This window comes from Bacteroidales bacterium (genome assembly GCA_031276035.1).
GTDB lineage: Bacteria > Bacteroidota > Bacteroidia > Bacteroidales > BM520 > RGIG7150.
The window spans coordinates 235,162-259,751 of record JAISNV010000001.1; the positions used below are offsets into that span (position 1 = coordinate 235,162).

The window sequence follows — 24,590 nt, forward strand, 5'->3', positions numbered from 1 at the left end:
TTAAACATTAAGAAGAAAGAAAAGAATATTAATCTTTTTCTTTTCGGGCATTTCTGAAAATATGAACATAGCCCTCATAAACCTCATCTTTTTTAAGTCCTTTGCACTTTAACACATAGAAATAAACACCGTCGGAAAGATTTCTTCCGTCGAATTCACCGGGAGAACCGGGATAATCGTTTTTGGAATAAACCAATTTACCTTGTCTGTTATAAATTACAAGCGTGTTTCCTAAGAATATATCTAAGATAGATCTTTCTTCGTCTCCTTCAATAGTGATGTCAAAGGTGTCATTAATACCATCCGAATTCGGAGAGAAAACATTCGGGATTTTCAGTTTCGGTCTTGCAACCGGAATAATCAAAGTAGCCGAGTCAACACAATTTGCTTCATAAGTCTGATAATGCTGAACGATAAACTGTGTAGTAGAATCGCCGATAGGTCCGAAATTATAATCCACCTCAATATCTTTTAATTCGGTAAAATTTTCAGCTTTCTCGTCATAAATTTTCCAAAGATAATCAAAAACATAACAAGTATCGCAGGAAGTTTCGGTTGAGAAGTGTACAACAGGATTTTGCGGATATATCTGTTCCGGGTTAGCTACTATTTCAATATTCAAACGCGGATAAGTTTCTACTTTGGCAATATTTGTCAATTTACAACCAACGGAGTCTACAACACTTATTTCATAATCATCAGCCGGTAATCGATACAAAATACTATCATTTGAGAGATAGCCATCCGGCCAGATATATGTATAAGGCAATAGAGATTCATATCCAAACTGAATACCTCCGGAAGCATTGACAAGCAAAATTCCTTCAGAAGTATCGGGGCAACCTTTTCTCATCTGAGTTATAGTTACGGTAAATTCAGGATAAACCTCTACATGAACGGTATCTGAACAGTAACCGAGATTATTGGAAACAGTTACGTGATAATCGGATTCTTCTGTCGGATTGACAGTTATCTCTCTTGTAGTTTCACCTGTGTTCCAAAGGTAATTATAAGCATATGTAGTATTTACATTATAAAGATTTTTGATTTCCTGTATCGATAAATCCGAAGAATAAATTTTTACATCGTCCATACCGCCCTGATAATTTCCGTTTTGCAAACCGGAACTTGCGCCTAAATAAGTAGGTACATTAACCAATGATTGCGGCAATGCGGTGATATCTTCATTTACTTTTAGTTCGGCATTGACATAAATCTTCAATTTCCGCATAGAACAAACAATATCAACCATAGTCCATCTTCCGGGGTAAACTAAAGTATCGCCGGAAGTAGAAAATTTTTGCGACGTGCTTCCATTCGAACTTTGAAAATGTACATGTCCGTCAACACTAAGCCCCAAAGAATAACTCGATTCGGATAAATTATTAGGATTCCATCTATTAATAAGATAAAAAATATCATCCGTAGCTCTTATTCCGAAAATCGTATCTGGTTTAACCCAACAATGAAGTGTAAAAGAATTTGAAATATTAAATGTGTCATTATATTGGATATACATACAGCTCAATGAAGCCGGGTCGGTAGTTGTAGGCGAAAAATATACTGCCATATCTTCAACACCGAATCTGTCCTCGGTTGATTTCATTCTTGAAGCAAAGCACAAAAGATTATTTCCATAATCACTATAATCTATATAGGAATTATTACTTACTTTATAATCTCCAACATCAAAACGATAATCACCGATAAGGCTATTTGGTTCTGTATTCGAAACACTTAACACCAAATCGGCAGCATAACAAGCAATAGTATCGCCCTGTTCTATTCTGCTTCTATTAAGATCAATCAGAATAGAATCCAAGACGGAAGTTGAAGAAGATGTAGCCTCTACAAAATACCATGCGGTACGTCTTGCCCAGATAGATTGTGTTGTTTCGCCCGTATTCCAATAATAAGAATCGTAACCTGCACCCGCATCAAGCATTACACTATCCTGTCTGCAGAAATGCAAAGTATCGGCATCAAAAATCTGTGCTTGCAAATTCAAACACATAAAAATCGTTGCCGACAAACAAATAATATTTTTAAGCTTCTTGTTCATCAAGAATTCTAAGTTTTTCTTCAAGTTGCACTATTTCTTTTTTAGCTTTCTCAATTTTCTTTTCAAATTCGGCTTTCAGTAATTCTGCATTGGCGGAACGCGATAAGAAACCTATATTATTTTCCCAAAGACTAACATCTTCTTTCATGCCTTGTATCTTATTGAAGATTTGGCCTCTCTCTTTATTGATGAAATGATTAGCATTAGGATTAGATTTGATATTTTCTATTTTATTTTTAAAATTAAGATTTGCCACCTCAACGCCTAAAGTTTTTAACTCATCGAGTTTTTCATTAACAGCTTTACGATAAGCATTTTGAATTGTATCTTTATCTTTTCTTGGAACGTGGCCTATCTCCATCCAATCTCTTTGCAATTTTTTCAAATGTTCGAAACCATCATGAGGATTATCGGCAGGAATTACAAGATTATTAATTTCTTCAACAAGAGCTTTCTTTTTATTAAGATTTTCTTCTCCGTGTTCATTAATATTTGCGAAATGCTCTTCTTTTCTTTTGAAAAATTCGTCGCAGGCACCTCTGAAACGTTTCCAGATTTTATCTGACATACGTTTTGGTGTCGGACCGATTTTCTTCCATTCTTTTTGAAGGTTAATAAGTATCTGGGTAGTTTCTCCCCAATTGGTACTATCCTTTACGGCTTCGGCTTGAGTGCAAAGGTCTAATTTGAGATTATAATTATCAAATTGTTCGTCTTTCATTTTGGCAAAAAATTCTTTTTTAGCCACAAAAAATCCGTCCATTATGCCTTTAAATTCTTCCCAAATCTTATCGTTCTGAGACTTAGAAGCAGAGCCGACACTTTTCCAGGCTTTAAACAATTCATTCAACTGGTCTCCCCTACTTTGCCATTCTTTCAAAGTACTCGGAAGTTCTTCAACTAATTTTTTAGCTTCTTCAATAAGTGCAAGTTTCGCGGCATAATTACCGTCTTGCTGATCTTTAAGCTGAAAATAATACTCTTTTCTACGAGCATTAATCTTATCTGTTGCGGTTTTAAATCTCTCCCAAAGTTCTTCGCGTTTATCGGCGGGAACCGGACCTATTTCTTTCCATTCCTGATGATAACTTTGTAGTTTTTTGAAAGATTTCATTATTGATTTTTCCAAAATCAATTCTTCCGCTTTTTCGCATAGACTAATCTTAGCTTCGAGGTTTTTCTTTGTGTCTAAATCTCTAAGTTCACGATTAATTTTAACTTTATCGAAAAATTTCTCAACAAGGAAATGATAATTCTGCCAAAGATTATTTACTTCCGATTTTGGAACCGCACCAATTTCTTTCCATTGGTCCTGCAGCTCTTTAAACTTATCATAAGTAGCTTTCAGAGGTTCATCGGAATTAATAAGCTCTTTTAATTTTTCTAATATTTGTTGTTTTTGTTCAAGATTGATCTTCTTTTGCTCTTCAAGCTGCTCTAAATATTTCGCTTTCTTTTCTCTATAAACATTGAAAACTTCGTTGAATCTCTGTTCCAAAGCATCAACAGGCTCACGGTCCGGAGACGTAATATCATCAACATTATTTTCACCTTCAACCACAGGAATATTTTTATACTCCAACTTTGTTTTTTCAATGAAAGCAACTTTAATAGCAGAAACTGCAGGTTTTATTTTTTCAATGTTTTCTTCCTGAAGTAAATCACTTAATTTATGAATGAGCTCATCACGGGTAAAAGCGGAATAATCTATATCCTCCGCCAACTCATCGTCTTGCTCATCATCATTTTCCATTTCCATTATATCCTCATCAATAACTTCCATTGATTCGTCAAGCTGACGATTTTCATCTTCTGCCAAAACTGTCAATTCCTCAACATTCTCATTTTCAGATTCAATAACAGCTTCTGGTTCAACTTGTTTTTCAATTTCAATAGGTTCTTCAGTCTTATCAACATCAGTCGTTTTAACGGATTTATCTGTTTCATCTTCTTCAACAGCTTCAACTTTCATAGCCGTTTCATTTCCCAAAACATTCTCATCGGTTTTATTGACCTCATCGGTTTCAATAACATTGTTTATGCTCTCGGTAACATTTTCATTTACCTCACTGGCAACTTCTTCCTGATTGTTTACAGGTAATAGATCATTCTCACTCATAGCATTTCTGTTTTAAATTACAGATTAGAATACGTTTCGTTAATTAAAACGAAACTGTCAGTAATTACATTAATTTATTAGGCGGCAAAGTTACGATTTTTTTAGAAAAAATAAAACAGAATGATTATTTTATTGTTTATTCGCATTATTTTATGTAAAAAATCATTTCAAACCTAAAATATAACTGATATTTGTGTGGAAATATTATGTTTGAAAGCCTGATGATCTGAGAATTTGAAGATTCCTAAACATCATTTTGAAGTGATAAATTTGAAATTTCGAAATGATTTTTAAATTTTTCATTTCATTCTTTTCCAGTAAAACCCATATCCGTTCAACATGAAACTACCTTTCGAATCTATGGAAAAGGATTGCTCCTTATCAGATAAATTATTTAAAATGAGAAATTTTTCATCTTTATAAATTCGATAATAAGCTAAAATAGAATCATTTTTAACATCAATCCAATCAATTGTTCCGCAACCAAAAACATGAGTCGAATTTCGTTCTTTAATCATTTTCTTCAATTCTGAGAAAACTTTGTTGCTGATATAATTCTCATCCGAAAGCTTCTTTTCAACATTAGTCCAATCAATTCTTCCGCGTGCTAAAAATCTTGTGTCATTTTTTCCTGTAATTTTAATCTGCTCATCATAATATTTTTCATCATTTGCCTTTGCAAATTCATCACCATAATAAATTATCGGCGTTCCCGGTAAGGTTAATATAATTGAATATGCCAGTAAAATTTTATTAGGATTAAATTCCATTAATTCGCCTAAACGAGCGGAAATTCCTTCGCCTTCACGAAAATCCCATTTCGGATCACGACAATAATGATTATAAATATATTTTCTATCATATTCGGAAACGTAAACATGTTCCAAACTTAATTCATCATGACAACGAAGGAAAAGAAACCATTGACTTTTTTCCGAAATTTCCGGCGTATTTTTTTTATCAAGAATACTGATAATAGGATTTTTATCTTGCGATGCAATAGCCTTGTAAATCATAGGCATTAGAGGAAAATGATATGCTGCGTTGCATTCATCCGCATCAGCAAAATATTTTACGACTTCCTTCGGCTTCTGGCAAGCTTCTGCAAGAAAAAGAACATTCGGACGAACATAATCAAGCACGGCTTTCATAAACTTAAGAATGAGGTGTGTTCCTTCAAGATTTTCGCAATCTGTACCGTCTTCTTTCCAAAGATACGGAATCGCATCGGCTCTAAAACCATCAACTCCCGATTTCAACCAATACAAAAGAACACGAGTCATTTCCAAAAGCACTTCGGGATTGCGGTAATTCAAATCCGGCTGAAACTCGAAAAACCGGTGAAAATAATATTCATCGTCATATTTCTTCCAATTACTTTCCTCAATGCCTTTAAAAATAACTCTGGCTTCAGAATATTTTTTATCGCTTTCGCTCCAAATAAAATAATCTCTATATTCATTCCCTTTGTCATTCTTAGAATTTTCAAAATATTTATTTTCATCCGAACAATGATTTAAAGGCAGATCGAAGATAATTTTAAAATTTTTCTGATGAGCCTTTTGAAGGAAATCTTCAAACAATTTTTCAGATTCACTATCTGAAATTTCATAATCCAATCCTAACAAAGATTTTCTAACAAGACGGAAATTTCTAACATCAAAACCACCGTCTTTCATCGGAGAATCAAGAACAGGCAATAACCATAAACAGTTAACTCCCAGCTCTTCAAGATAATCAAACTTTTCAATTAATCCTTTAAAATCAACATTAAATAAATCAACATACAAAGAATACACAACAGTATTTTTATACCATAAATGCTCCAAATCAGGCAAGTTTAAGTTTGACTTATAGTTTTCAAACTCCGAAATAAATTCGTCCAACAAGTTTATTTCGGAATTCGAATAAAGTTTTTCCCAAACAGAATATAATTCTTGAAGTTTATTATTCATTCTACAAAAGTAATATTATAATCGAAAAATGAAAAGCGATAATCAATAATTGACAATGATTTTATTAATTTGATAATTAAAATTTATATCAACCGGAAACAGTCAACCGTAAACTGTTAATTATTTATTATCTTTGTGCTTTAAAATTTCATTTTATGTTTGAAGATAAAGTTTCAAGGACGGAGCTAAAATCTATCGGCGAGTTTAAATTGATTGACGAGATTACAGCTTCTTTTAAGTTGGAAAATAAATCATCTTTATATGGCATCGGCGACGATTGTGCGGTGATTTCTTATCCTGATAAAAAGATATTGGTTTCGACCGATTTACTTGTTGAAGGTATTCATTTCGATTTGGTTTACACTCCGTTGATGCATTTGGGTTATAAGGCTGCAACTGTAAATTTTTCGGATATTTTTGCTATGAACGGCAAGCCGAAACAAATTACCGTAGGAATTGCGATTTCCAACAGATTTAGTGTTGAAGCTATAAAGGAAATTTATTCCGGTATTGAGCAGGCGTGTAAAAATTATCATGTAGATTTAATCGGAGGCGATACAACTTCAAGTTTGAACGGATTGTTTATTTCGGTTACTGTTATCGGTGAAGCTGACGACGACAAGATAGTTTACCGTAACGGCGCCCAAACCAACGATCTTATTTGTGTTTCCGGAAATCTCGGCGCTTCTTATATGGGATTGATGATCCTCGAAAGGGAAAAAGCAACTTGGCAAGCCGATCCGAATATGCAACCCGACCTTGCCGGAAACGAATACATTCTACAACGTTTCCTTCGTCCCGAAGCGCGCTTCGATATTCCCGAAATTTTGAAATCAAAAAACATTCTTCCTACTGCAATGATTGATATTTCCGACGGGCTTGCTTCGGAACTTAATCATATTTGTACTCAATCCAAAAAAGGTTGCAATATCTACGAAGATAAAATTCCGATAGATCCGGCAACAATTTTAGTTGCGGAAGAATTCAATATTAATCCGATTACCGCTGCCTTCAATGGCGGTGAAGATTACGAATTACTTTTCACTATAAATCAAAAAGATTACGAAGCAGTTAAAGACATTCCACAAATTTCAATCATAGGCCACATTACGGATAATGAAAAAGAAATGTCTTTAATCACTAACGACAATACTGTTGTGGAACTAAAAGCTCAGGGATGGGATTCTTTTAAGGATTAATAAAACCGATAAAATTTACGAAATAGAATGACAAAATGTTTTTAGATAAAAATTTATAGACAAAAAAGATTTATACATGATGAAATAATCTGTAAATTCTGAAAACTTTGTAATTTTGTCTAAATTAGTATTCCGAGCTAATTATAAATTATCTTGTTACTGACACCTCGACCCGAAAACTTATATTTATGTTGCTGAAAGACGACGAGAAATATTTGAAAACCGTTTTAAAATCACTGCCCGATAGTCCGGGCGTTTATCTGTATTCGGATGAGGACAATAATGTCATTTACGTCGGTAAAGCAAAATCCTTGAAGAAACGCGTTGCACAATATTTCAACAAAGATATTGAGGGTAAAACCAAAGTTTTAGTAAGTAGAATTGCTTCTGTAAGAACAATAGTTGTAAATAATGAGGTTGATGCACTGCTTCTGGAGAATAATCTGATTAAGCAATACAGACCGAGATATAATGTAATGTTGAAGGACGACAAAACTTATCCTTGGCTTTGTATTAAGAACGAATTGTTTCCGAGGGTTATAAAAACAAGAACCAAGGTTAACGACGGTTCAGAATATTTCGGACCTTATGCTTCCGTAAGAATGCTTAAAACGCTTATGGAAACAATTGAGCAACTATATAAATTACGTTCGTGCAACCTGAGACTTACTAAAGAAAATATTAAAAAATGTAAGTATAATGTTTGTTTGAAATATCATATCGGTAAATGCGCCGCACCTTGTATCGGGTTACAATCCGAAGAAGATTATATTAAATCTATTAAGGACGTTCGTAAAATTATAAACGGGGATATTTCTTCGATTATGAAGGAACTTGAGCATAATATGTATGAACATGCCGACAAATTGGAGTTTGAGCAGGCGCAAATTTTTAAAGAAAAGATTGATATTCTACGAAATTATCAAAGTAAATCGATGGTTGCAGCCAATAAAAATTTGAATGCTGATGTTTTTTCTGTTGCATCGGATAAAAGTACGATTTATATCAATTATATGCGAGTTGTTGAAGGAGCATTAATTCATGCCCACACCTCTGAAATTAAGAAAGTTCTGGATGAAAGTGAGGAGGAAGTTTTGACTTTGATGATTCCGCAAATCAGAGAGCAGTTTAACAGTAATGCTAAAGAGATAATTTTACCTTTTCATTTGCAAATTGAATTAGAAAACATCAAATATACTGTCCCAAAAGTAGGCGACAAAAGGAATTTATTGGATTTATCGCGACGAAATTTGAAATATTATCAGCTCGAACAAGAAAAGAGAAAAAGTTTGGTTGATCCGGAGCGGCATACAAAACGTATTATGCAAACTATGATGACGGATTTGCACATGAATGTTGAGCCACGCAGAATTGAGTGTTTTGATAATTCTAATATTCAAGGAACTGATGCGGTTGCTGCTATGGTTTGTTTTATCGACGGAAAACCTGCGAAAAAAGAATACCGGCATTTTAACATTAAAACTGTTGAAGGACCAAATGATTTTGCTTCTATGGAAGAAGTTATTTACCGTAGATATAAACGTGTTCTGGATGAAAATCTTGATATGCCGCAATTAATCGTGATTGACGGCGGAAAAGGGCAGTTGAGCTCCGCATTAAAAAGTCTTGATAAATTGGAATTGCGTAATAAAGTTACCATAATCGGAATAGCAAAGCGCCTGGAAGAAATTTATTTTCCTGGTGATGATATTCCATTATACCTAAACAAAAATTCTGAAACATTAAAAATCATTCAGCAATTACGAGATGAGGCGCACCGGTTCGGAATTACACATCATAGGAATAAGAGGAGTAAACGTATGCTCGGAGATACGAAAAAAGGGAAAAAAAAGAAAAAGTGAATCTTACGATTTTACTAGAACAATTTTAATTTATTAAATAACTTTATTGTTTCCTGTACTGAATGCGGGAAGCATAACACAACAACTCTGTCGTCAGCAGAGATTTGAAATTCACTATTAACAATATGACTTTCATAACCTCTAATTACACCACCTATTATTGCGCCATCGGGAAGTTTTAAACTTCCGACGGGGCGTTTGGTTACGTAAGAGCCTTTTTTAGCGGTAATTTCAAGAACTTCTGCATCAATTCCGCTTAGAAATTTTAAAATAGAAACATCGGCATTTAAGGTAAAACGAGTAATATATCCTGCCGTAATCAATTTTTTATTGATAATACCGTCGATACCTATTCTCTGTGCAAGTTCAATATAATCTATACTATCCATTAATGCAATAACCTTTTTAACTCCGAATTGTTTTGCGAGCATGCAAGTTAAAATATTTGTTTCGGAGTTATCCGTAACGGCAATAAAAGCATCCATTTCACTGATGTCTTCATCTTCAAGGAGTTCGATATCCCGTGCATCGCCGTTAATTACGAGTCCGTTGCTACCGATAATTGCCGCCAGTTTATTACATCTTTCAACATTTCTTTCTATAACTTTTATATTAAGGGTATTATTGAGTTTATGAATCATCATTCGGCAGATTCTTCCGCCACCTACTATCATGATATTCTTAATATTAACATTATCTTTTCCGGTAGCATTGAGCAGCAGTTCTTTTCCTTTAGGCTTAGATAGTGCGAGAACAAAATCTCCCGGTTGAAGTATATCGGTATCAAGGGGCATTATAGGTTTATTCTCTCTCATTATTATAAGAAAGGTAAAATCACCGGATTTAAATTCGTCCTTAATTGCTTTGATAGATTTATTTATGATTTTCGAATCTTCATCGAGGTGAAACAACTGCAAAGAAAGTTTTTTATCTGTAAAATCAACAACTTCCGTGGCAGTTACATGAGAAATCAGGTCGATACATTCATCAGCGGCAATAAGTTCGGGAAACACCAGTTCGTCAATACCGGTACTGTTAAATATTTCAATACTGTTATCCAAAAAATATTCGAGATTATGAACGCGGGCAATAGTTTTTTCTGCGCCCAGTTTTTTCCCAATTAAGCAAGTCACAATATTAGCCTTTTCGTCGTGCAGAACAGAAATCAGCAGATTGGCATTTTTCACATCCGCATTGTTGAGTACGTCAATAGAAGTTGAGTCTCCGCTAATGGCTTTCAGATCGGAATGAGTTTCAACATATTCCAAATTCTTTTGATTAGAATCAATTATAGTAATATTATGATCTTTACCTGTAAGCATTTTAGCCAAAAAATCGCCTACTTCACCGTCACCTGCAATAATGATGTTCATAGTAATAATTATTTTATAAACTTCGATATATCATTTCCATATCTGACAAAATAAGTCCCGGATGAAAGGTTTGATATATCAATAGTATTTTGAATGTTTGCTTTTTGTGATTTAATTATTTGACCGGAGATGTTTAATATTTCAATTAACTGTTTGCATCCGTCATTTTCAGAGATAACAACATTGATATAATCGTTTGCAGGATTAGGATAAATACTGAATATTGCACTATCGGAGTTATCAGTTATGCCTACTCCATTATTTATAGTTATTGTCATTGAAGTTAACAAAGTATTATAATCGCTAACATATAACTCTATAGATTCCATATCATCAGACAATTCTCTTATAAAATCTATAACACAAAACCCTTCTTCATCAGTAACAGCTCTTCCAAGAAATTCATTTTCATACATTACAACGCACGAAATGTTTGCTTTAGCGTCTCCATTGACAGTGACTCCAACATTATATAAAGTTGCATTTAACTCTATTTCCATTACCCCTAAAGCCTCAACATTATAAGGCTCATCTCTCCAGATTGCCAATGTAGGATCTCCGAAAGCATTACAACAATAGAAACACCATCTAAGAGCGCCTTCTTCCCATTGTCCGGGAGCATTAACCCAGGGCGCAGTAGCTGTTTTAGATTCTTTATGTGCTCTTCCCAAACGATTGTATTTGTCGGTATATAAAGCATCGACAAACTCTCTATTAATATGCAAAGACGGTCCTTCTGTTTGCCCTTCATTAAACCATCCGTAACGTGAATTAAAAAATCCACCGACAGCAATATTTTCGTTTGTTAACATTTTCTCTGCTATACAGTCGTTTTCATCAAAAGCACCGCAAATACAACCATGAGTATAGATTAAAGTATAATTATGAGTTTCACCGTCGAGTCCCGAGAAATTGTTTGCTGTAATATCGCTATTATAAAAGCGCATTGCATAATTCCAATCGGAATGACCGTTATGATATATAAATGGAGCTCCTTCATTCATTCTCGCCATCAAATGTTGCTTATACCATAATGAATTTCTGTCGTACAAAGAATCATAGGGATCGGTTTCGGGAATACCATTTGTGTAATAACCGTTATCATTACGAGCGCCGACAAGCAATTCCACATAATCGGCACCCCAAGATAGAGGATTATCATATAAATGTTCCCCAACAAGTAAAGGCGAATTTAATTCTCCCAATACAGGATTCAATTGATAAGAAACGATTTTATGTATCATGGCATTAAGCTCATTCATATTTGAAAACGGCATCCTTGCGACAGAAATTTCGGGAAGTAAGTCATCCTCACCAATTTCGCCCCAACGCGAATTATTATTATCATTCCAACTCCCGTCTAAAGCAGAAAAATAAAGGTCTGAAGGAATATTATTATCTTCATAAAGATAACTGGATTCTACTTGACAGAAGAAACCTCTGTAAGGACAAATTTCAATATCACCGCCAAGTAACACATATTCTATTGAATGATTAGTATACTCTTGTATTATGTAATTTCTTACTTTTTCGGCATTATCAACACCATCCATTTCCGAATATATCTCTTCCAAATCTTTAAATTTAGAAAGTAATCCGTATTTTGTATGAAGCAAATTCAGCTCATTAAAAGCAGATTGATAAGTAGAAGTTGATAATATCAATACATCATAGTCATCTGATTTACTATCAGCTATCAGTGGAATATATTTACCAATCATTTCAACATTCTGCACTTTCTTATCAATATCTACAGTTTTCTTTAATAATCTTAATGCTTCCCCGGCTTTTTCAGTCGGATTAGCTGAAATTTTTACGGTGATGTAAGAATAATATGATAATTTATTTTCCGAAGGATTATAAACTACAGGGGTAAAGCAAACATTTGCGATAGAATGCCCGCGATAGTAATTAGTTGATAAAACACCATGTGCATTATCGGGATATTTATTGCTTTTATAAACTTCTTCGTTTTTATTAAACGCCGGAGGAAGATTCGACGAATATGGTTGTACCGCTTGTTTAGGATATAATTGAGTATCAATATCAAGTTCGATTAATTCTCCGAATTCGAGCACAATATTTGAAGCTTCACAACCGGGAAGCAAGAGAATATCAGCGGCAAAATACGGCAAGAGAGGATCGCCTAAAGTAGCACTTTGTAAGGTATTTTCAAATTCTACCGTACAATAATTGTTTTTATAAATAATTTTAGGATTAGAAAAGTTATATGTTTTGCTGATTTCTTGTGCAAACATATTTAATGTGAATAAACAAAGGATTGGTAATAATAACTTTTTCATATGAATATAATTTTATTCGTTTACTGTTAATTTAATCATCATATAAGAACCATGCGAGGCAAATATAATAACATCTATGAAAATAAACAAGATGTTATAAAAACGTAAGAATTATATTCTTTCGTATAGGCAACAGATTTGCCATAATGGTTTATGGTTTAGGAAATTATATAATTAAATTATATATGATTTACAGCATAATAATACGCACCTAATGATGTTGCTTTTTCCGTGCCTAACCTACTTATTCCTACACCGATGCGTTTACTCGGATCATAAGTAATTTCTTTGCCTGAGAAAGGAACCATAATAGTTCGTGCATCTCCTTTGAGAAATTTTTGGAGTTGGATCGGATTCTCCAGATTATAAACATCGACTTCCATTCTTGTTATTTCATTTCCTTCCGGAGTTGAGAACGGTTTGTTCATTTCAGCAACAAGATCATCCAGAAATATAGGATACGCATTAGAAAGTCCGCCTCCGATAACAACAAGTCCGTCTGTTAATGAAGCTGCATTTGCGATAGCATTTCCGGCACCTTCAGCCATTTTCTTGAATGCAATTCGAGCGGCTTCCATATTTCCGGGTTTCTCACCAATTGCAATTTCGTAAATATCTTTAGGTTCCAAGGTATTTTCATATCTCGGAATATTTACAGAATCTGCGTAGAAATTTCTTACGGCACGAATTGTGGTACTCTCTTCTACACTATAATTCGGATTGAGTTTATCACTGAATCTGTTTATTTCTCCCTGAGCGGAATTATCACCGGGATATATTTCACAATTTGAAATTATTCCGCTACCGAAACCGGTACCAAGTGTAATTCCAAGCAGATTTTTGTATCTTTTCGGGCTTCCTGCTTTTTCGAGCATTGAGTTAACCTCAGGTAACAATCCTGCAATTGCCTCACCATAAGCGAATAAATCACCGTCATTATTAATAAATACAGGTATTTGGAAAATATTTTCCAACATCGGACCTAATGCAACACCTCCTCTAAATAAAGGAAGATTCTGTAAGTCGCCAATGATTCCCAATTCATATTCGGCAGGACCGGGAAAGGCAAAACTTATGGCCGCAGGTTTATCTTTCAATTGATCATAAACCTGTTTAAAACCATTGATAATAGTTTTAAGTATATCTTCCAAAAAAATTCCTTTAGCCGATAATTTTATCGGTTTCACTATTTCAATACCATCATTAATTGCTGAAAAAACGAAGTTAGTACCACCCGCATCAAGGGTCATTACAGTTTTACTCATAATTTATTTTTTTATAAATTTGAAAGTATCAGTATCTATTCTCAAGAAATAAATACTGCTTGAAAGATCCTGAACATCAATAATATTTATTCCATTAGTAAGATCAACTTCTTTAAGTTGCTTTCCTAAAATATTATAGATATAAGCCTTTACAGAATTATTTCCTTCGTATGAAATATATAGTTTATCAGAAACAGGATTGGGATAAATTTTTATTTCCGAAGTAACCAAATCATCTATTCCCAGATAATTGAGAGTAGCTTCCAAAGAAATCTCTGTTTCTAAATTATCAGGATCATTGCTTATCAGTATAAAATTACCTTCATATGTTCCGTTTCCAACGTTATTGAAATCATACTTCAGTATTATTGTCTGAGAATCATCAGGTTGAACAGTACCGTTTAAAGGATATACCGTCAACATTTCATCAAAGGTAATATCCGTAACTTCAAAACTAAGTTCGGCATTGCCGGTATTAGTAATGATAATGTGATCTTCTACTATTTCCGGATTCTCCGAATAAACCGACGAGCTTACTTTATTCAAACTCAAAGCCGGTAAAGGATTAATTGAGCCGTTAACCAAAGTAAAATCGTGTGGGTCGGGAGCACCTATATAGGGATGACATTCTTTTCTTCCTGATTCATCAGCGGCAAAAACATAATACTCTATTAATCCGTTCGGAAGGTCATTAATAGTAACTTCCCAAATATTATCGCCGGTGTAACTCATATTATATTTTTCATAATTTCCACCGTTGATTCTTAGATATATAATTACAGAATCAGAATAAATAGTATAATCGCAATAAGAATATAGTTCGGTACTAAAAGTTAAACTTTCCGTATTTTCAATTTCGCCGAAATAAGGCATATGTTTAATATAAAGCATGCATCTATCGGCAATTTCGTGTGTGCGACAATGTAGGGCATCCGTGTCTATCCAGTCATTATAATTAATACCGACAATTTCATATCCCGGCATTGCTTGCTGATATGTTTGAATTGCAGCATTATCATTTTCATTTCCTGTTAAGGCTACAAAAACTTTTTTATTTAGAATAAGTGAATTAGTATAAGGAGTTGCCGTACCGTAATATCCTTGGGCTCCGGGAGTATAAACTCTGTAAACTTCCATAGGCATTCCCCATGGAGATGTTTGAGTTGCAAAATAATCGGCAGTAGCTTCAAACAAACTATATCTGCTGTCGGTTTCAGGAACCTGCCCGACCAAAACTTTATTAGGAGCAAGATATTTTCCCCAACAATCAACATGTTGAATATAATCCAGCAAAGGATCGTCAACAAAATGATATTGCTCAATACCCATATATTCCAAATAATGTTGTTGCAGTTGAGCTTCAGTATATCCGGGGTTTTCCGTTAATGTTAATTTAGTAGATGCGGCCTGACTCGTTCCGTCGTTCATAAAATTACCGCCGCAATGTTGGACAGTAGAAGCGTATCTATCCATAGACAAATAATTTGCCATCAGGGTATTAATATTGTTATCATTTGGTCTTGGTCTATTATATGTAAAATCATACATTGCAACTTCCTGATTATCTATTGCCATAAACCAAGGGCCATAATCGCGGGTCCAATAACTGTCAGTATTTGCGATCAAAAACTCACAATTATCAGTATTAACTCCGTTTGAGTTATACTGATTTAAAACGGTTGTTTTCTGGCTCTCACTTGCTACTAAAGTAATAACTTTACAGTCTTTTGCCATTTCCTTAATTAATGTTATCGGAATACCGAAAGGATAACGAACCAGAACCGCTTCTGCCGGTTCATATTCGGCAACCGGACGCAATTGACCTACCGGAGCATCTGTAGGAATAAGAGTCATGTCAACTGTTTCGTACAACTTTGCCTCTTCCGCGGATAGGTGATGGTAAAGCCTTATTCCATCTTTATTATAAATTGGCTGGGAAAACAAATTAATTGTATTTGCTAAAAGCAAAATAAGAAATAATATATTTTTATTCATAATTTTAATATAAAAAATAACAAAAGCAAAGATAATAATTAATTGAAAGTTATGAGTTGTAATTTGAGAGTTTTTTAAACTATAGATTCATCACCTGATGATATATTTCATTACACATTCTACCTGTTTATTTATTCAATATCATACTTAACTTTATCTTATTATCCACAACAGATTCTTTCAAATCGTTTGTCATTCCTGAAATAATTGCCAAACTCAGCCCGTCGGAGTTCTCGGTTTGATTCAAGATTGTTTTGAGAGATTTATCAGAAGAAAATGTAATAGTTACATCCGAGCTTGCTTCGGAATATTCTATAATGAGTTCTAATCCGCCGGTATTGTTAAATATTTTATTACGTTTTTCAATATCACCTTCCTTAAGACACAAGAGCATTATTTCCTCTACAATCAATTGTAAATTATTGATTTCTTGCGCTTGGAAAAAATGTTTTGCACAGAAACCGTCTATTTTAGATTTTAAATCGTAAAAATCATAATCATTATTTTCTATGTGATAAACCAAACTTCTGATTCTGTGGATAAATGTTCTGGTTTTTTCGCGTTTCGGATTTTCGAATATCTCCTGCGGAGTTCCTTCTTCATAAATGATTCCTTCGTCCATATAAAATATCCGTGTAGAAACATCTCTGGCAAATTTCATTTCGTGAGTTACAATTGCCATTGTCATTCCTTCTTGCGCGAGAGTGCGGATAACGCTGAGAACTTCGCTTACCATTGTAGGATCAAGTGCGGAAGTCGGTTCGTCAAACAAAATAATTTCCGGATTCATAGAAAGGCATCTTGCAATTGCAACACGTTGTTGCTGACCGCCTGAAAGTTCATCGGGAAATGCATTCTCCTTAGCAGCTAACCCAACCATTTTTAACAATTCTCGAGCACGTTCTTCCGCCTTCTCTTTACTCATTTTCAAAAGTTTTATCGGACCTATGGTTAAATTTCCCAGAACCGTCAGGTGTTCAAACAAATTGAAGCTTTGAAATACCATTCCCATTTTGCGTCTCAAAGCGTTGACATCGCTTTTCGGATCAAGAATATCTTGTTCATCAATCCAGATTTTTCCGCCCGTAGGTTTTTCCAAAAGGTTTAAACATCTGAGAAAAGTACTCTTACCCGTTCCCGAAGGACCTATTATCGAAATTACCTCCCCGCGATTAATTTCGGTATTTACATCTTTAAGAACAGTAAGTTCGCCGCCGAATGTTTTTGATAAATGCTCTACTCGTATCATTATCTGATGATTTAAGATTTATTTTTTTTATTTTTAAAGTTTTTAATGTAAATTTGAAAAAAGCAAGAATTAATGTATTTCAAATTCAATAATTATTTTTATCAGCTTCATCAATTTCATTTTTAATTATCTCTACGTCAATTAAGAACTCTTCGGATAAATAATCTTTATATTCCTGAATGACGTAACTTTTTTATTTATTGCGCTTAGGCGCTACTTTTATTTGAATCATATCAATTAATAATGTTAATAACCAAGCCAGAAGAAAATAAATAATTGAAATTACAATTAAAGGGAAGAATGCATCAAAAGTGCGGCTACGTATAATGTCACTGGCCTTAGTTAAATCCTGAACTGCAATATAACCAACAATTGACGTCATTTTCACAAGCCCGATAAATTCTCCTTTATAAACCGGAATTACTCTCTGAATTGCCTGCGGCATAATAATATTAAAGAAAGTTTTTACCCTACTGAAACCCATTGCTATTCCGGCTTCGGTTTGTCCTTTTTTAATGCTTTGAATTGAAGTTCTGAACATTTCCGAAACGTAAGCAGCGAAATTCATTGCAAAGGTAATTACCGCAACTGCAACTCCGCCGATATTCCAAGAAGCGAAAACAACGTAAAACATCAACATCAGCAATACAACCTGAGGAATTCCCCGAAGAATATCAATATAAACCAATGCAATAGTTTTAATAATTTTGTTCTTACTCATTCTCATCCAACAAATTAGAGCACCAAGTAAAGTGCCGAGAATTGCCGAAAGAATTGATATAATAAATGTTACTTTTAATCCTTCCCAAAGTAACAAATATCTTTTTTCTTTAATTATATTGTTGTAAAAGCTATCCTTAACTTTGGCAAACCAATTTTTTGATTCTTTTTCATCGTTTTGAAAAGAAGCCAGATTCTTTTTCAAAACAATAATTCCTGAAGTAATATCGATGTAACTATTTGAGAAAGATATATTTTCTGCTCTTTCTTCGGTTTCCATTATTGCATTGGCGATAACATCTACCTTGCCTGTGATAATAGCCGAGAGCATTCCGCTGAAATTGTAATGAATAAACTCTGCTTTTTTGTTGATGTAAGCAGCATATCTCAACATTAATTCGATATCAAATCCGGCATATTCTCCGTTTTTTATAAATGAAAACGGAACTGATTCGAAAGTTGTACCTATTCTTAATAAACCGTTTGTACCGGAATTTTCAATCACAGGCATTTCTGCCGTATCTCCGTTGTAAATCCAACGATTATACATTTCATCATAAACACCCGAATCTTTCAATTCTTTCAAAAAAACATTAAATTCATCCCTTTCATTAGTGTTAGCTTTCCGGAAACCAATCACATAATAATCTTTTTTCACGTCCGAATTAAGATAAGCAAAATCGGGATGTTCCGCCATCAGATAATTCGCTTCTATATTATCCAGCAGAATTGCATCGCATTGACCTTGTTGGAGCAAGGCAACCAATTCGACGGAATGATCCATTCGGTATAATTTTGCATCTTTAAAACTTTCAGTGGCAAACATATCTTGAGAAGATCCGAGCAACACACCTATTCTTTTATCCTTTAAATCGTCAATATTTTGTAAATTAAGTCCGGATGATTGTTTGGGTAAATTCTTCTTAAGGGCCAGGGCAATAGCGTCGGAACCATAATAGCTGTCGGAAAAAGCCAGTTGTTTTTTTCTTTCCTCCGTGATGGTAATCGCAGAACCGATGACATCAACTTTTTTTGATGTGGCCGCCGCAAGCAGCGAACCAAAAGGCATAATTGATATTTCCGGTTTTAAATTCTTGGAAGCCGCAAAACCTAAAAGAATTTCCACGTCAATTCCGGCATATTTAGTACCGTTCATGTAAGCGAAAGGGACATCCGTTCCTGTTACGCCTATCTTAAATATACCGCTTTCACCGGTATTATTATAATCGGGAATAGTTATGGAGCCGTCGTCATCAGTCCATTTATTAATAATACTTTGAAGTTCTCCGGAAGTTATTAATTCATTCAGATAGATATTAAACTCATTTCTAAGTTTCACATTATTAAAGCCGAAGCCGTAATCTTCTCTGAAAATATTTCTTTCAAGCACACCAAGTTGCGGATCTTCTGCCAAATATAATTTAGCCGTATTTTCGTCCATAATTATCGCATCACACTGTCCGGTTCTGAGAGCTAATGCCAAATCAGGGCCATTATCAACACGTAAAATATAGGCATTCGGATAATTTTCGCTAATAAATTGATCGTGAGTAGATCCTAACAAAGCGCCGATACGTTTATCAGCAACATCTTGCATGCTTGTATAAATCTTTTCACCGCTTTTTGTTTCTTGTTCTTTTTTTGCCGGAGGATTACTTGTTAAATTAAAAGAGAATAGTAAAATCAGCATTCCAAATAATAGGAAATACTTAGAGTATGATTTTATCATAATAAACTTTATATTACGTTGTTAAAAGTATTAATTTTTTTAATTCAATCGAAATAAAGCACAAAGGTACGAAGAATTTAAAAATTAAGGATGAAAACTTTATGTTCTTAAATCCGTCTATTCAGGATTAATCAAATCATCTTTCTAATCTCATCGGGAATCATTTTATCAACATTTTCCCCTTCATCAATTTTTTCTCTAATCTGCGAAGATGAAATATCTATTAAGGGAGCGCTTCCGAAAAATTTCATTTCCGAAAGAATATATTTCGAATCATTATAATCGCGAGGATAAACATAAACTTGGTAATTATTTAAAATCTCCTGCCAGTCTTTCCAGAGTTTGAAGTCTTTCAGCAAGTCGCTACCGATTATCAGAATAAATTCTTTATCAGGATATTCCTCAGATAATCTTTTGAGAGTATCTATTGTGTATGACGGTCTGGGCATTGAAAATTCAATATCACAAACTTTAAATTCCGAATGTTTTTCCAAAGATTTATTTAAAAGCTCCAATCTCTTATCTTCAGAAATAAAATATTCTTGATTGCGATTTGAAGAATCATTGGTTGTAAAATGTTGTTTAAACGGACTTTGCGGCGATATCACAAACCAAACCTCATCAACATAATTATTCTTTATGAAATAATCTGCAATTGCAATATGTGCATTGTGGAGCGGATTAAATGATCCGAAAAGCAATCCTATAGCTTCTTTTTCTTTGTACATTTTTATTTTGCAAGAAAATTAACAACCGCATCAACTGCTTCTTTTTTAGCTTGTTCGAGATTATCATTTATTATAATCTTATCAAAATCCTTGGCAAAACTCATTTCGTATTTTGCTTTTGCTATTCTTTCCTGTAAATCTTCTTCATCGTTGGCGCCTCTTTTCCTCAATCTTTTTTCCAACTCTTCAATGGACGGCGGCATTATAAAAATTGCCAAAGCATTTTCTTTATATTTCTTCTTAATATTCAGGCCGCCTTTTACATCCACATCAAAAATAATATTTTTACCTATGCCCCAGATTCTTTCCACTTCGGAAGATAAAGTTCCATAGTACGTACCTTCATAAACTTCCTCCCACTCAACAAAATCTTCGGTTTCAATTTTATTCCTGAACTCTTCGGTACTCAAAAAATAGTAATCCCGGGCATGGAATTCATTTGCCCTTGGCGCTCTGTTTGTTGCCGAAATAGAGAAAACAATTTCCGGCATTACCTCAAGTAAATGTTTAACTATTGTTGTCTTACCCGCACCCGATGGCGCTGAAAATATTAGCATCTTCGACATAAAGTTCTGCTTAAGATTCTGAGTTACATTACTTCACAGTTATAAATTTAGCAACGGCACTCTTATTATTTTATCAATATACATTTTCAATTTTCTCTTATCAGAGTATATTTGAAAGCTGTTCTCTGATTTTCTCAAGTTCATCTTTCATTTTAACTACCAATTGCTGGATATTTACATCATTGGCTTTAGAACCGATCGTGTTTATTTCCCTGCCCAATTCTTGGGAAATAAATGATAGCTGCTTGCCTTTAGACTCGTCATCATTAAGTGTTTCTAAAAAATATACACAATGATTTTTCAAACGCACTTTTTCTTCAGTAATATCTAATTTTTCAAGATAATAAATCATTTCTTGTTCGAAACGATTTTTATCGTAATTCACCTGCTGTAAATTATTTAGTTGATTAATAATACGTTCTCTAATGCTTTCGATTCTTTTATCTTCGAAGTGAGAAATCTCATTCAAATTATCTAAAATATTTTTAATTCTTAATTTAAAGTCCGACTCAAGTGATTTTCCTTCTTGCAGACGAAAAATATTAACTTCTTCTATACATTTTTTTACACATTCGAATAAAGAATTCCATTCTTCATTGGATATTTCGGTATTGGGAGATTCTACAACTTCAGGAAGTTTTACGAGAACCGGAACATACTCATCCATAGGCTTCATTTTCAGAGCTTTTTCCAACTCTTTTATTTCTTCGAAATACTTCTTAGCCACTTCTTTATTGATGCTGTATCTTTTTTCACCTTCTTCCTGTTCACAAAATATCAACAATTCAATCTTACCGCGAAGCAATTCATGTGCAATCAAATTCCGCAATTCAAACTCTTTTTCCCTATAAACTGCGGGAATTTTAATGTTAAGATCTAATTGCTTGCTGTTCAGTGATTTTATTTCGACATTCACTTTCTTTTCTCCAAAAAAGAAATGACACTTGCCAAAACCCGTCATAGAGTATATCATGGTAATTTTTTTTCAGCAAAGATAATGTTTTTAATGTGATAATTTTTGTTTCGGATTTTACATACAGGGATACGAAATCTTTTCAGGATTTATGTATTTTTTAACGTAAAATTTTATCAAGTAATAACATTTGTTTCCTTAATATTCTTGTCTTTTCAACCTAAACATTTTAGTGCTTTAGTTTTTATCGACTTTATATATTCCATTAAACTAATCGGTTGCATATCTGTTAAACAACAGATGTCCGATACTGAATGAAATTGTAAAAGGGGTTTCTTTGTTATCGTAAACGTTGAAATTAATGCCGATAGGTACAATATTATTTCTAAAGATGATACCTGCGGAAGCCATATAATTAGTTCTTTCGTAAAACTTACCGACTGCCGCTTGTTGATTCTCGCCTTGAATGATAGGAAAAATAGGTGTAAAAGAATATGCTTCTAAAGAAATAATAAATTGATACGGTAATTTTATCAAACATTTTAATCCAGCCACGCCGAAATTATTACTCCGGTATTCCGGCAAAAAGCGTAACTTACTGTCTTGAAACGGCTCGAAGCCTTTCGTACGTAATAAACTCGAAGTATAATTAGACCAAAGTTTGTCGTTGGATAATTCGGCTTGCAAATATATTCCGAGCGAAATCCATTTCTTACTTAATATAAACTGTTCATATACCACACTGAAGTTAAACCAATTATGATATTGTACATTTCTTTCGGTTTCAAAAGATGTTGTGCCGGGAATATAAGTTTCCTTTCCGTAATTAAAATTTGCAGTAATTCTCAAACTCATTCCGAAGTCAGGGTAGAAATAATTATTCAAAGTATTTCTTTCAAAAATTACTCCGGCGGTTACACCTGTAAAATGAGTTATATCCGATGTATCGTTTCTTGTAAAATAATTTGTATTATAGAATTTATCTGTAGTGTAAAGGAAAGCTCCTTTTATTCCGATTGTGGAGCGCTTGCCGAACGGAATGCCTGTTTGCAGTAAAATATGTTGTTCGGTTTGCCTCAGATAAGACGGAGAAGCATCGCTATAAAGACTCGCTGATGTAGTGAAATAATTTTTCTGATTTATAGATGCGTCCAAAATACCGTAAACCAAAATATTATTAGGATAATCTATCTTCGAATATAATCCTACAGATTTGTAAAAAGTGCCGAAATAGCCGTTAATTCTGGAGTTTATGGAAAATCTATCTAAATATCTATGAATTAGCCCTAAATAAGCCTGATTCACGCCGCCCCAGGAAATATGCCCGCCTAATTCGGCTTCAAAATTCATCTCGGTTTCAACATCAAGTATTAAATCGTAAAAACCGGTGGAATCATTAAATTTAGCCGACGGACTTGCTTGGAAAATATTTTCATCGGCAACGAGGATGTTATATTTATCTCTCACTTCATTAACAGAAAGAAAGTTGTGATCACCAATGATAAGATGGTCAATATATTCGGCTTGCCTTTTATTCACATTTTTAGCATAAACATCTTTAAAGAACAGCGGCTTTTTCTTTTGTTCGAAAACATTTCTTTTGGTTATCAATTCTTCCTTGGTTAAGGTTTCGGATACCCGGGATTTTATCAATTCCATGTTTCGTATAGCTTCATTGTAACCGCTATCAATAAATTGCAAAGTATAATCGAAATTCAATAAAGAAACATTTTCAAGTTGCGGTGTTAACAAAATTCCGTTTTCAGGCATATCAAAATCCATATCAATCATAAAGATATTCTGTACAATAGCAACAGCATCATGTTTATTTGCATCTTTATAATTAGAAGAAACCGAACTTCCTATTAGTACATCAGGATTAAATTGTTCCTTCATTACACTTATAGGAAAGTTATTATACATTCCGCCGTCCATTAAAACTTTTCCGTCTATTTCTACAGGACTAAAGAAGAATGGAAACGACATTGAAGCTCTTACTGCCAAACCGAGGTCTCCTTTCGAAATTGTATATTCTTTATTTTCATTGACGGAGGATGCAACGGCACGAAAAGGTATCATCAAATTATCAAAGTTATTTTGACTTGCCGTTGATGCTTCGGCGAAGAACTCCATAAAACCGAAGTCCATAGCGTGCGGCGGAATAATACTTGTCGGAATAAATTTTGAAGTTACGATGGAATCTATTTTGAATTTCATATTCAGCCATCGAGGCGACGAAGGTAATTCTTTAACAAAATATCCTCTTTGGCCTTCTTTTGTGGGCATAAAATAAGATTCTAAAATTCCGCTGGAAAAGATATCCGCAATTTCATCTACCGTATAACCGGAAGCATATAAAGCACCAACTATAGCGCCAGCAGAAGTTCCTACTATATAATCAATCGGAATATTATTATCTTCCAGAGCTTTAATTACGCCTATATGGGCTGTGCCCCTAGCGCCGCCGCCGCTCAAAACTAATCCGACAGATTGTGCTTGACAATATATCGTACTGAAAAAAAGAAATAATATTCCGACACGTTTAAGCATTG

14 protein-coding genes and 1 pseudogene are annotated in these 24,590 nt (G+C 34.0%); 2 read left to right on the forward strand and 13 right to left on the reverse strand.

Annotated features, from left to right (window positions below; translation table 11 throughout):
- Nucleotides 1-28: 28 nt before the first annotated feature.
- The 3 genes from LBP67_00935 to LBP67_00945 form a co-directional block, all read right to left on the reverse strand.
- The gene (locus LBP67_00935; GenBank protein ID MDR2083546.1) at nucleotides 29-2,062 is read right to left on the reverse strand and encodes a gliding motility-associated C-terminal domain-containing protein; all 2,034 of its coding nucleotides are present in this window, start codon (nucleotides 2,060-2,062) and stop codon (nucleotides 29-31) included.
- A complete protein-coding gene (locus LBP67_00940; GenBank protein MDR2083547.1) occupies nucleotides 2,046-4,181 on the reverse strand; it encodes a DUF349 domain-containing protein in 2,136 nt (711 codons plus the stop codon). The genes LBP67_00935 and LBP67_00940 overlap by 17 nt, the downstream gene beginning before the upstream one ends.
- Nucleotides 4,182-4,480: 299 nt before the next feature.
- On the reverse strand, nucleotides 4,481-6,136 hold the full coding sequence (locus tag LBP67_00945) for an alpha-glucosidase C-terminal domain-containing protein (protein MDR2083548.1): 1,656 nt from the start codon (nucleotides 6,134-6,136) through the stop codon (nucleotides 4,481-4,483).
- 155 nt (nucleotides 6,137-6,291) lie between these two features.
- On the opposite strand from LBP67_00945, the gene thiL reads away from it, so the two are divergent.
- Both thiL and uvrC read left to right on the forward strand, forming a co-directional pair.
- Nucleotides 6,292-7,335 (forward strand): thiamine-phosphate kinase, encoded by a 1,044-nt coding sequence (gene thiL / locus LBP67_00950; protein ID MDR2083549.1) that lies wholly within the window; start codon nucleotides 6,292-6,294, stop codon nucleotides 7,333-7,335.
- 188 nt (nucleotides 7,336-7,523) lie between these two features.
- Nucleotides 7,524-9,197: an excinuclease ABC subunit UvrC gene (gene uvrC / locus LBP67_00955; protein ID MDR2083550.1), complete on the forward strand. Its 1,674-nt coding sequence runs from the start codon at nucleotides 7,524-7,526 to the stop codon at nucleotides 9,195-9,197.
- Nucleotides 9,198-9,211: 14 nt separating this feature from the next.
- Here uvrC and trkA read toward each other — a convergent pair whose 3' ends face one another.
- From trkA to LBP67_01005, 10 genes and pseudogenes are all read right to left on the reverse strand, one after another.
- Nucleotides 9,212-10,570: a Trk system potassium transporter TrkA gene (trkA, locus tag LBP67_00960; GenBank protein MDR2083551.1), complete on the reverse strand. Its 1,359-nt coding sequence runs from the start codon at nucleotides 10,568-10,570 to the stop codon at nucleotides 9,212-9,214.
- Nucleotides 10,571-10,578: 8 nt separating this feature from the next.
- Nucleotides 10,579-12,873 (reverse strand): C25 family cysteine peptidase, encoded by a 2,295-nt coding sequence (locus tag LBP67_00965; protein ID MDR2083552.1) that lies wholly within the window; start codon nucleotides 12,871-12,873, stop codon nucleotides 10,579-10,581.
- 179 nt (nucleotides 12,874-13,052) lie between these two features.
- On the reverse strand, nucleotides 13,053-14,138 hold the full coding sequence (locus LBP67_00970; protein MDR2083553.1) for an ROK family protein: 1,086 nt from the start codon (nucleotides 14,136-14,138) through the stop codon (nucleotides 13,053-13,055).
- 3 nt (nucleotides 14,139-14,141) lie between these two features.
- Entirely contained in the window at nucleotides 14,142-16,133 is a 1,992-nt protein-coding gene (locus tag LBP67_00975; protein ID MDR2083554.1) for an agmatine deiminase family protein, read from the reverse strand.
- A gap of 529 nt (nucleotides 16,134-16,662) precedes the next feature.
- Nucleotides 16,663-17,382: pseudogene (locus LBP67_00980) on the reverse strand (amino acid ABC transporter ATP-binding protein).
- A gap of 193 nt (nucleotides 17,383-17,575) precedes the next feature.
- Nucleotides 17,576-19,831, reverse strand: coding sequence for an ABC transporter permease subunit (locus tag LBP67_00985; protein ID MDR2083555.1), 2,256 nt, complete (start codon nucleotides 19,829-19,831; stop codon nucleotides 17,576-17,578).
- 131 nt (nucleotides 19,832-19,962) lie between these two features.
- Nucleotides 19,963-20,559, reverse strand: a complete 597-nt coding sequence (gene nadD, locus LBP67_00990) for a nicotinate (nicotinamide) nucleotide adenylyltransferase (protein ID MDR2083556.1) — start codon at nucleotides 20,557-20,559, stop codon at nucleotides 19,963-19,965.
- 2 nt (nucleotides 20,560-20,561) lie between these two features.
- Nucleotides 20,562-21,125 (reverse strand): guanylate kinase, encoded by a 564-nt coding sequence (gene gmk, locus LBP67_00995; protein MDR2083557.1) that lies wholly within the window; start codon nucleotides 21,123-21,125, stop codon nucleotides 20,562-20,564.
- A 100-nt stretch (nucleotides 21,126-21,225) separates the two neighbouring features.
- Entirely contained in the window at nucleotides 21,226-22,098 is an 873-nt protein-coding gene (locus tag LBP67_01000) for a YicC family protein (GenBank protein MDR2083558.1), read from the reverse strand.
- A gap of 210 nt (nucleotides 22,099-22,308) precedes the next feature.
- Nucleotides 22,309-24,588: a patatin-like phospholipase family protein gene (locus LBP67_01005; GenBank protein ID MDR2083559.1), complete on the reverse strand. Its 2,280-nt coding sequence runs from the start codon at nucleotides 24,586-24,588 to the stop codon at nucleotides 22,309-22,311.
- Nucleotides 24,589-24,590 lie beyond the last annotated feature (2 nt).

What these genes read in the sequence shown, in the direction of transcription:
- LBP67_00935 (MDR2083546.1), bottom strand. Translation starts at nt 2,062, where the DNA reads ATGAACAAGAAGCTTAAAAATATTATTTGTTTGTCGGCAACGATTTTT.
- LBP67_00940 (MDR2083547.1), bottom strand. Translation starts at nt 4,181, where the DNA reads ATGAGTGAGAATGATCTATTACCTGTAAACAATCAGGAAGAAGTTGCC.
- LBP67_00945 (MDR2083548.1), bottom strand. Translation starts at nt 6,136, where the DNA reads ATGAATAATAAACTTCAAGAATTATATTCTGTTTGGGAAAAACTTTAT.
- thiL (MDR2083549.1), top strand. Translation starts at nt 6,292, where the DNA reads ATGTTTGAAGATAAAGTTTCAAGGACGGAGCTAAAATCTATCGGCGAG.
- uvrC (MDR2083550.1), top strand. Translation starts at nt 7,524, where the DNA reads ATGTTGCTGAAAGACGACGAGAAATATTTGAAAACCGTTTTAAAATCA.
- trkA (MDR2083551.1), bottom strand. Translation starts at nt 10,570, where the DNA reads ATGAACATCATTATTGCAGGTGACGGTGAAGTAGGCGATTTTTTGGCT.
- LBP67_00965 (MDR2083552.1), bottom strand. Translation starts at nt 12,873, where the DNA reads ATGAAAAAGTTATTATTACCAATCCTTTGTTTATTCACATTAAATATG.
- LBP67_00970 (MDR2083553.1), bottom strand. Translation starts at nt 14,138, where the DNA reads ATGAGTAAAACTGTAATGACCCTTGATGCGGGTGGTACTAACTTCGTT.
- LBP67_00975 (MDR2083554.1), bottom strand. Translation starts at nt 16,133, where the DNA reads ATGAATAAAAATATATTATTTCTTATTTTGCTTTTAGCAAATACAATT.
- LBP67_00985 (MDR2083555.1), bottom strand. Translation starts at nt 19,831, where the DNA reads ATGATAAAATCATACTCTAAGTATTTCCTATTATTTGGAATGCTGATT.
- nadD (MDR2083556.1), bottom strand. Translation starts at nt 20,559, where the DNA reads ATGTACAAAGAAAAAGAAGCTATAGGATTGCTTTTCGGATCATTTAAT.
- gmk (MDR2083557.1), bottom strand. Translation starts at nt 21,125, where the DNA reads ATGTCGAAGATGCTAATATTTTCAGCGCCATCGGGTGCGGGTAAGACA.
- LBP67_01000 (MDR2083558.1), bottom strand. Translation starts at nt 22,098, where the DNA reads ATGATATACTCTATGACGGGTTTTGGCAAGTGTCATTTCTTTTTTGGA.
- LBP67_01005 (MDR2083559.1), bottom strand. Translation starts at nt 24,588, where the DNA reads ATGCTTAAACGTGTCGGAATATTATTTCTTTTTTTCAGTACGATATAT.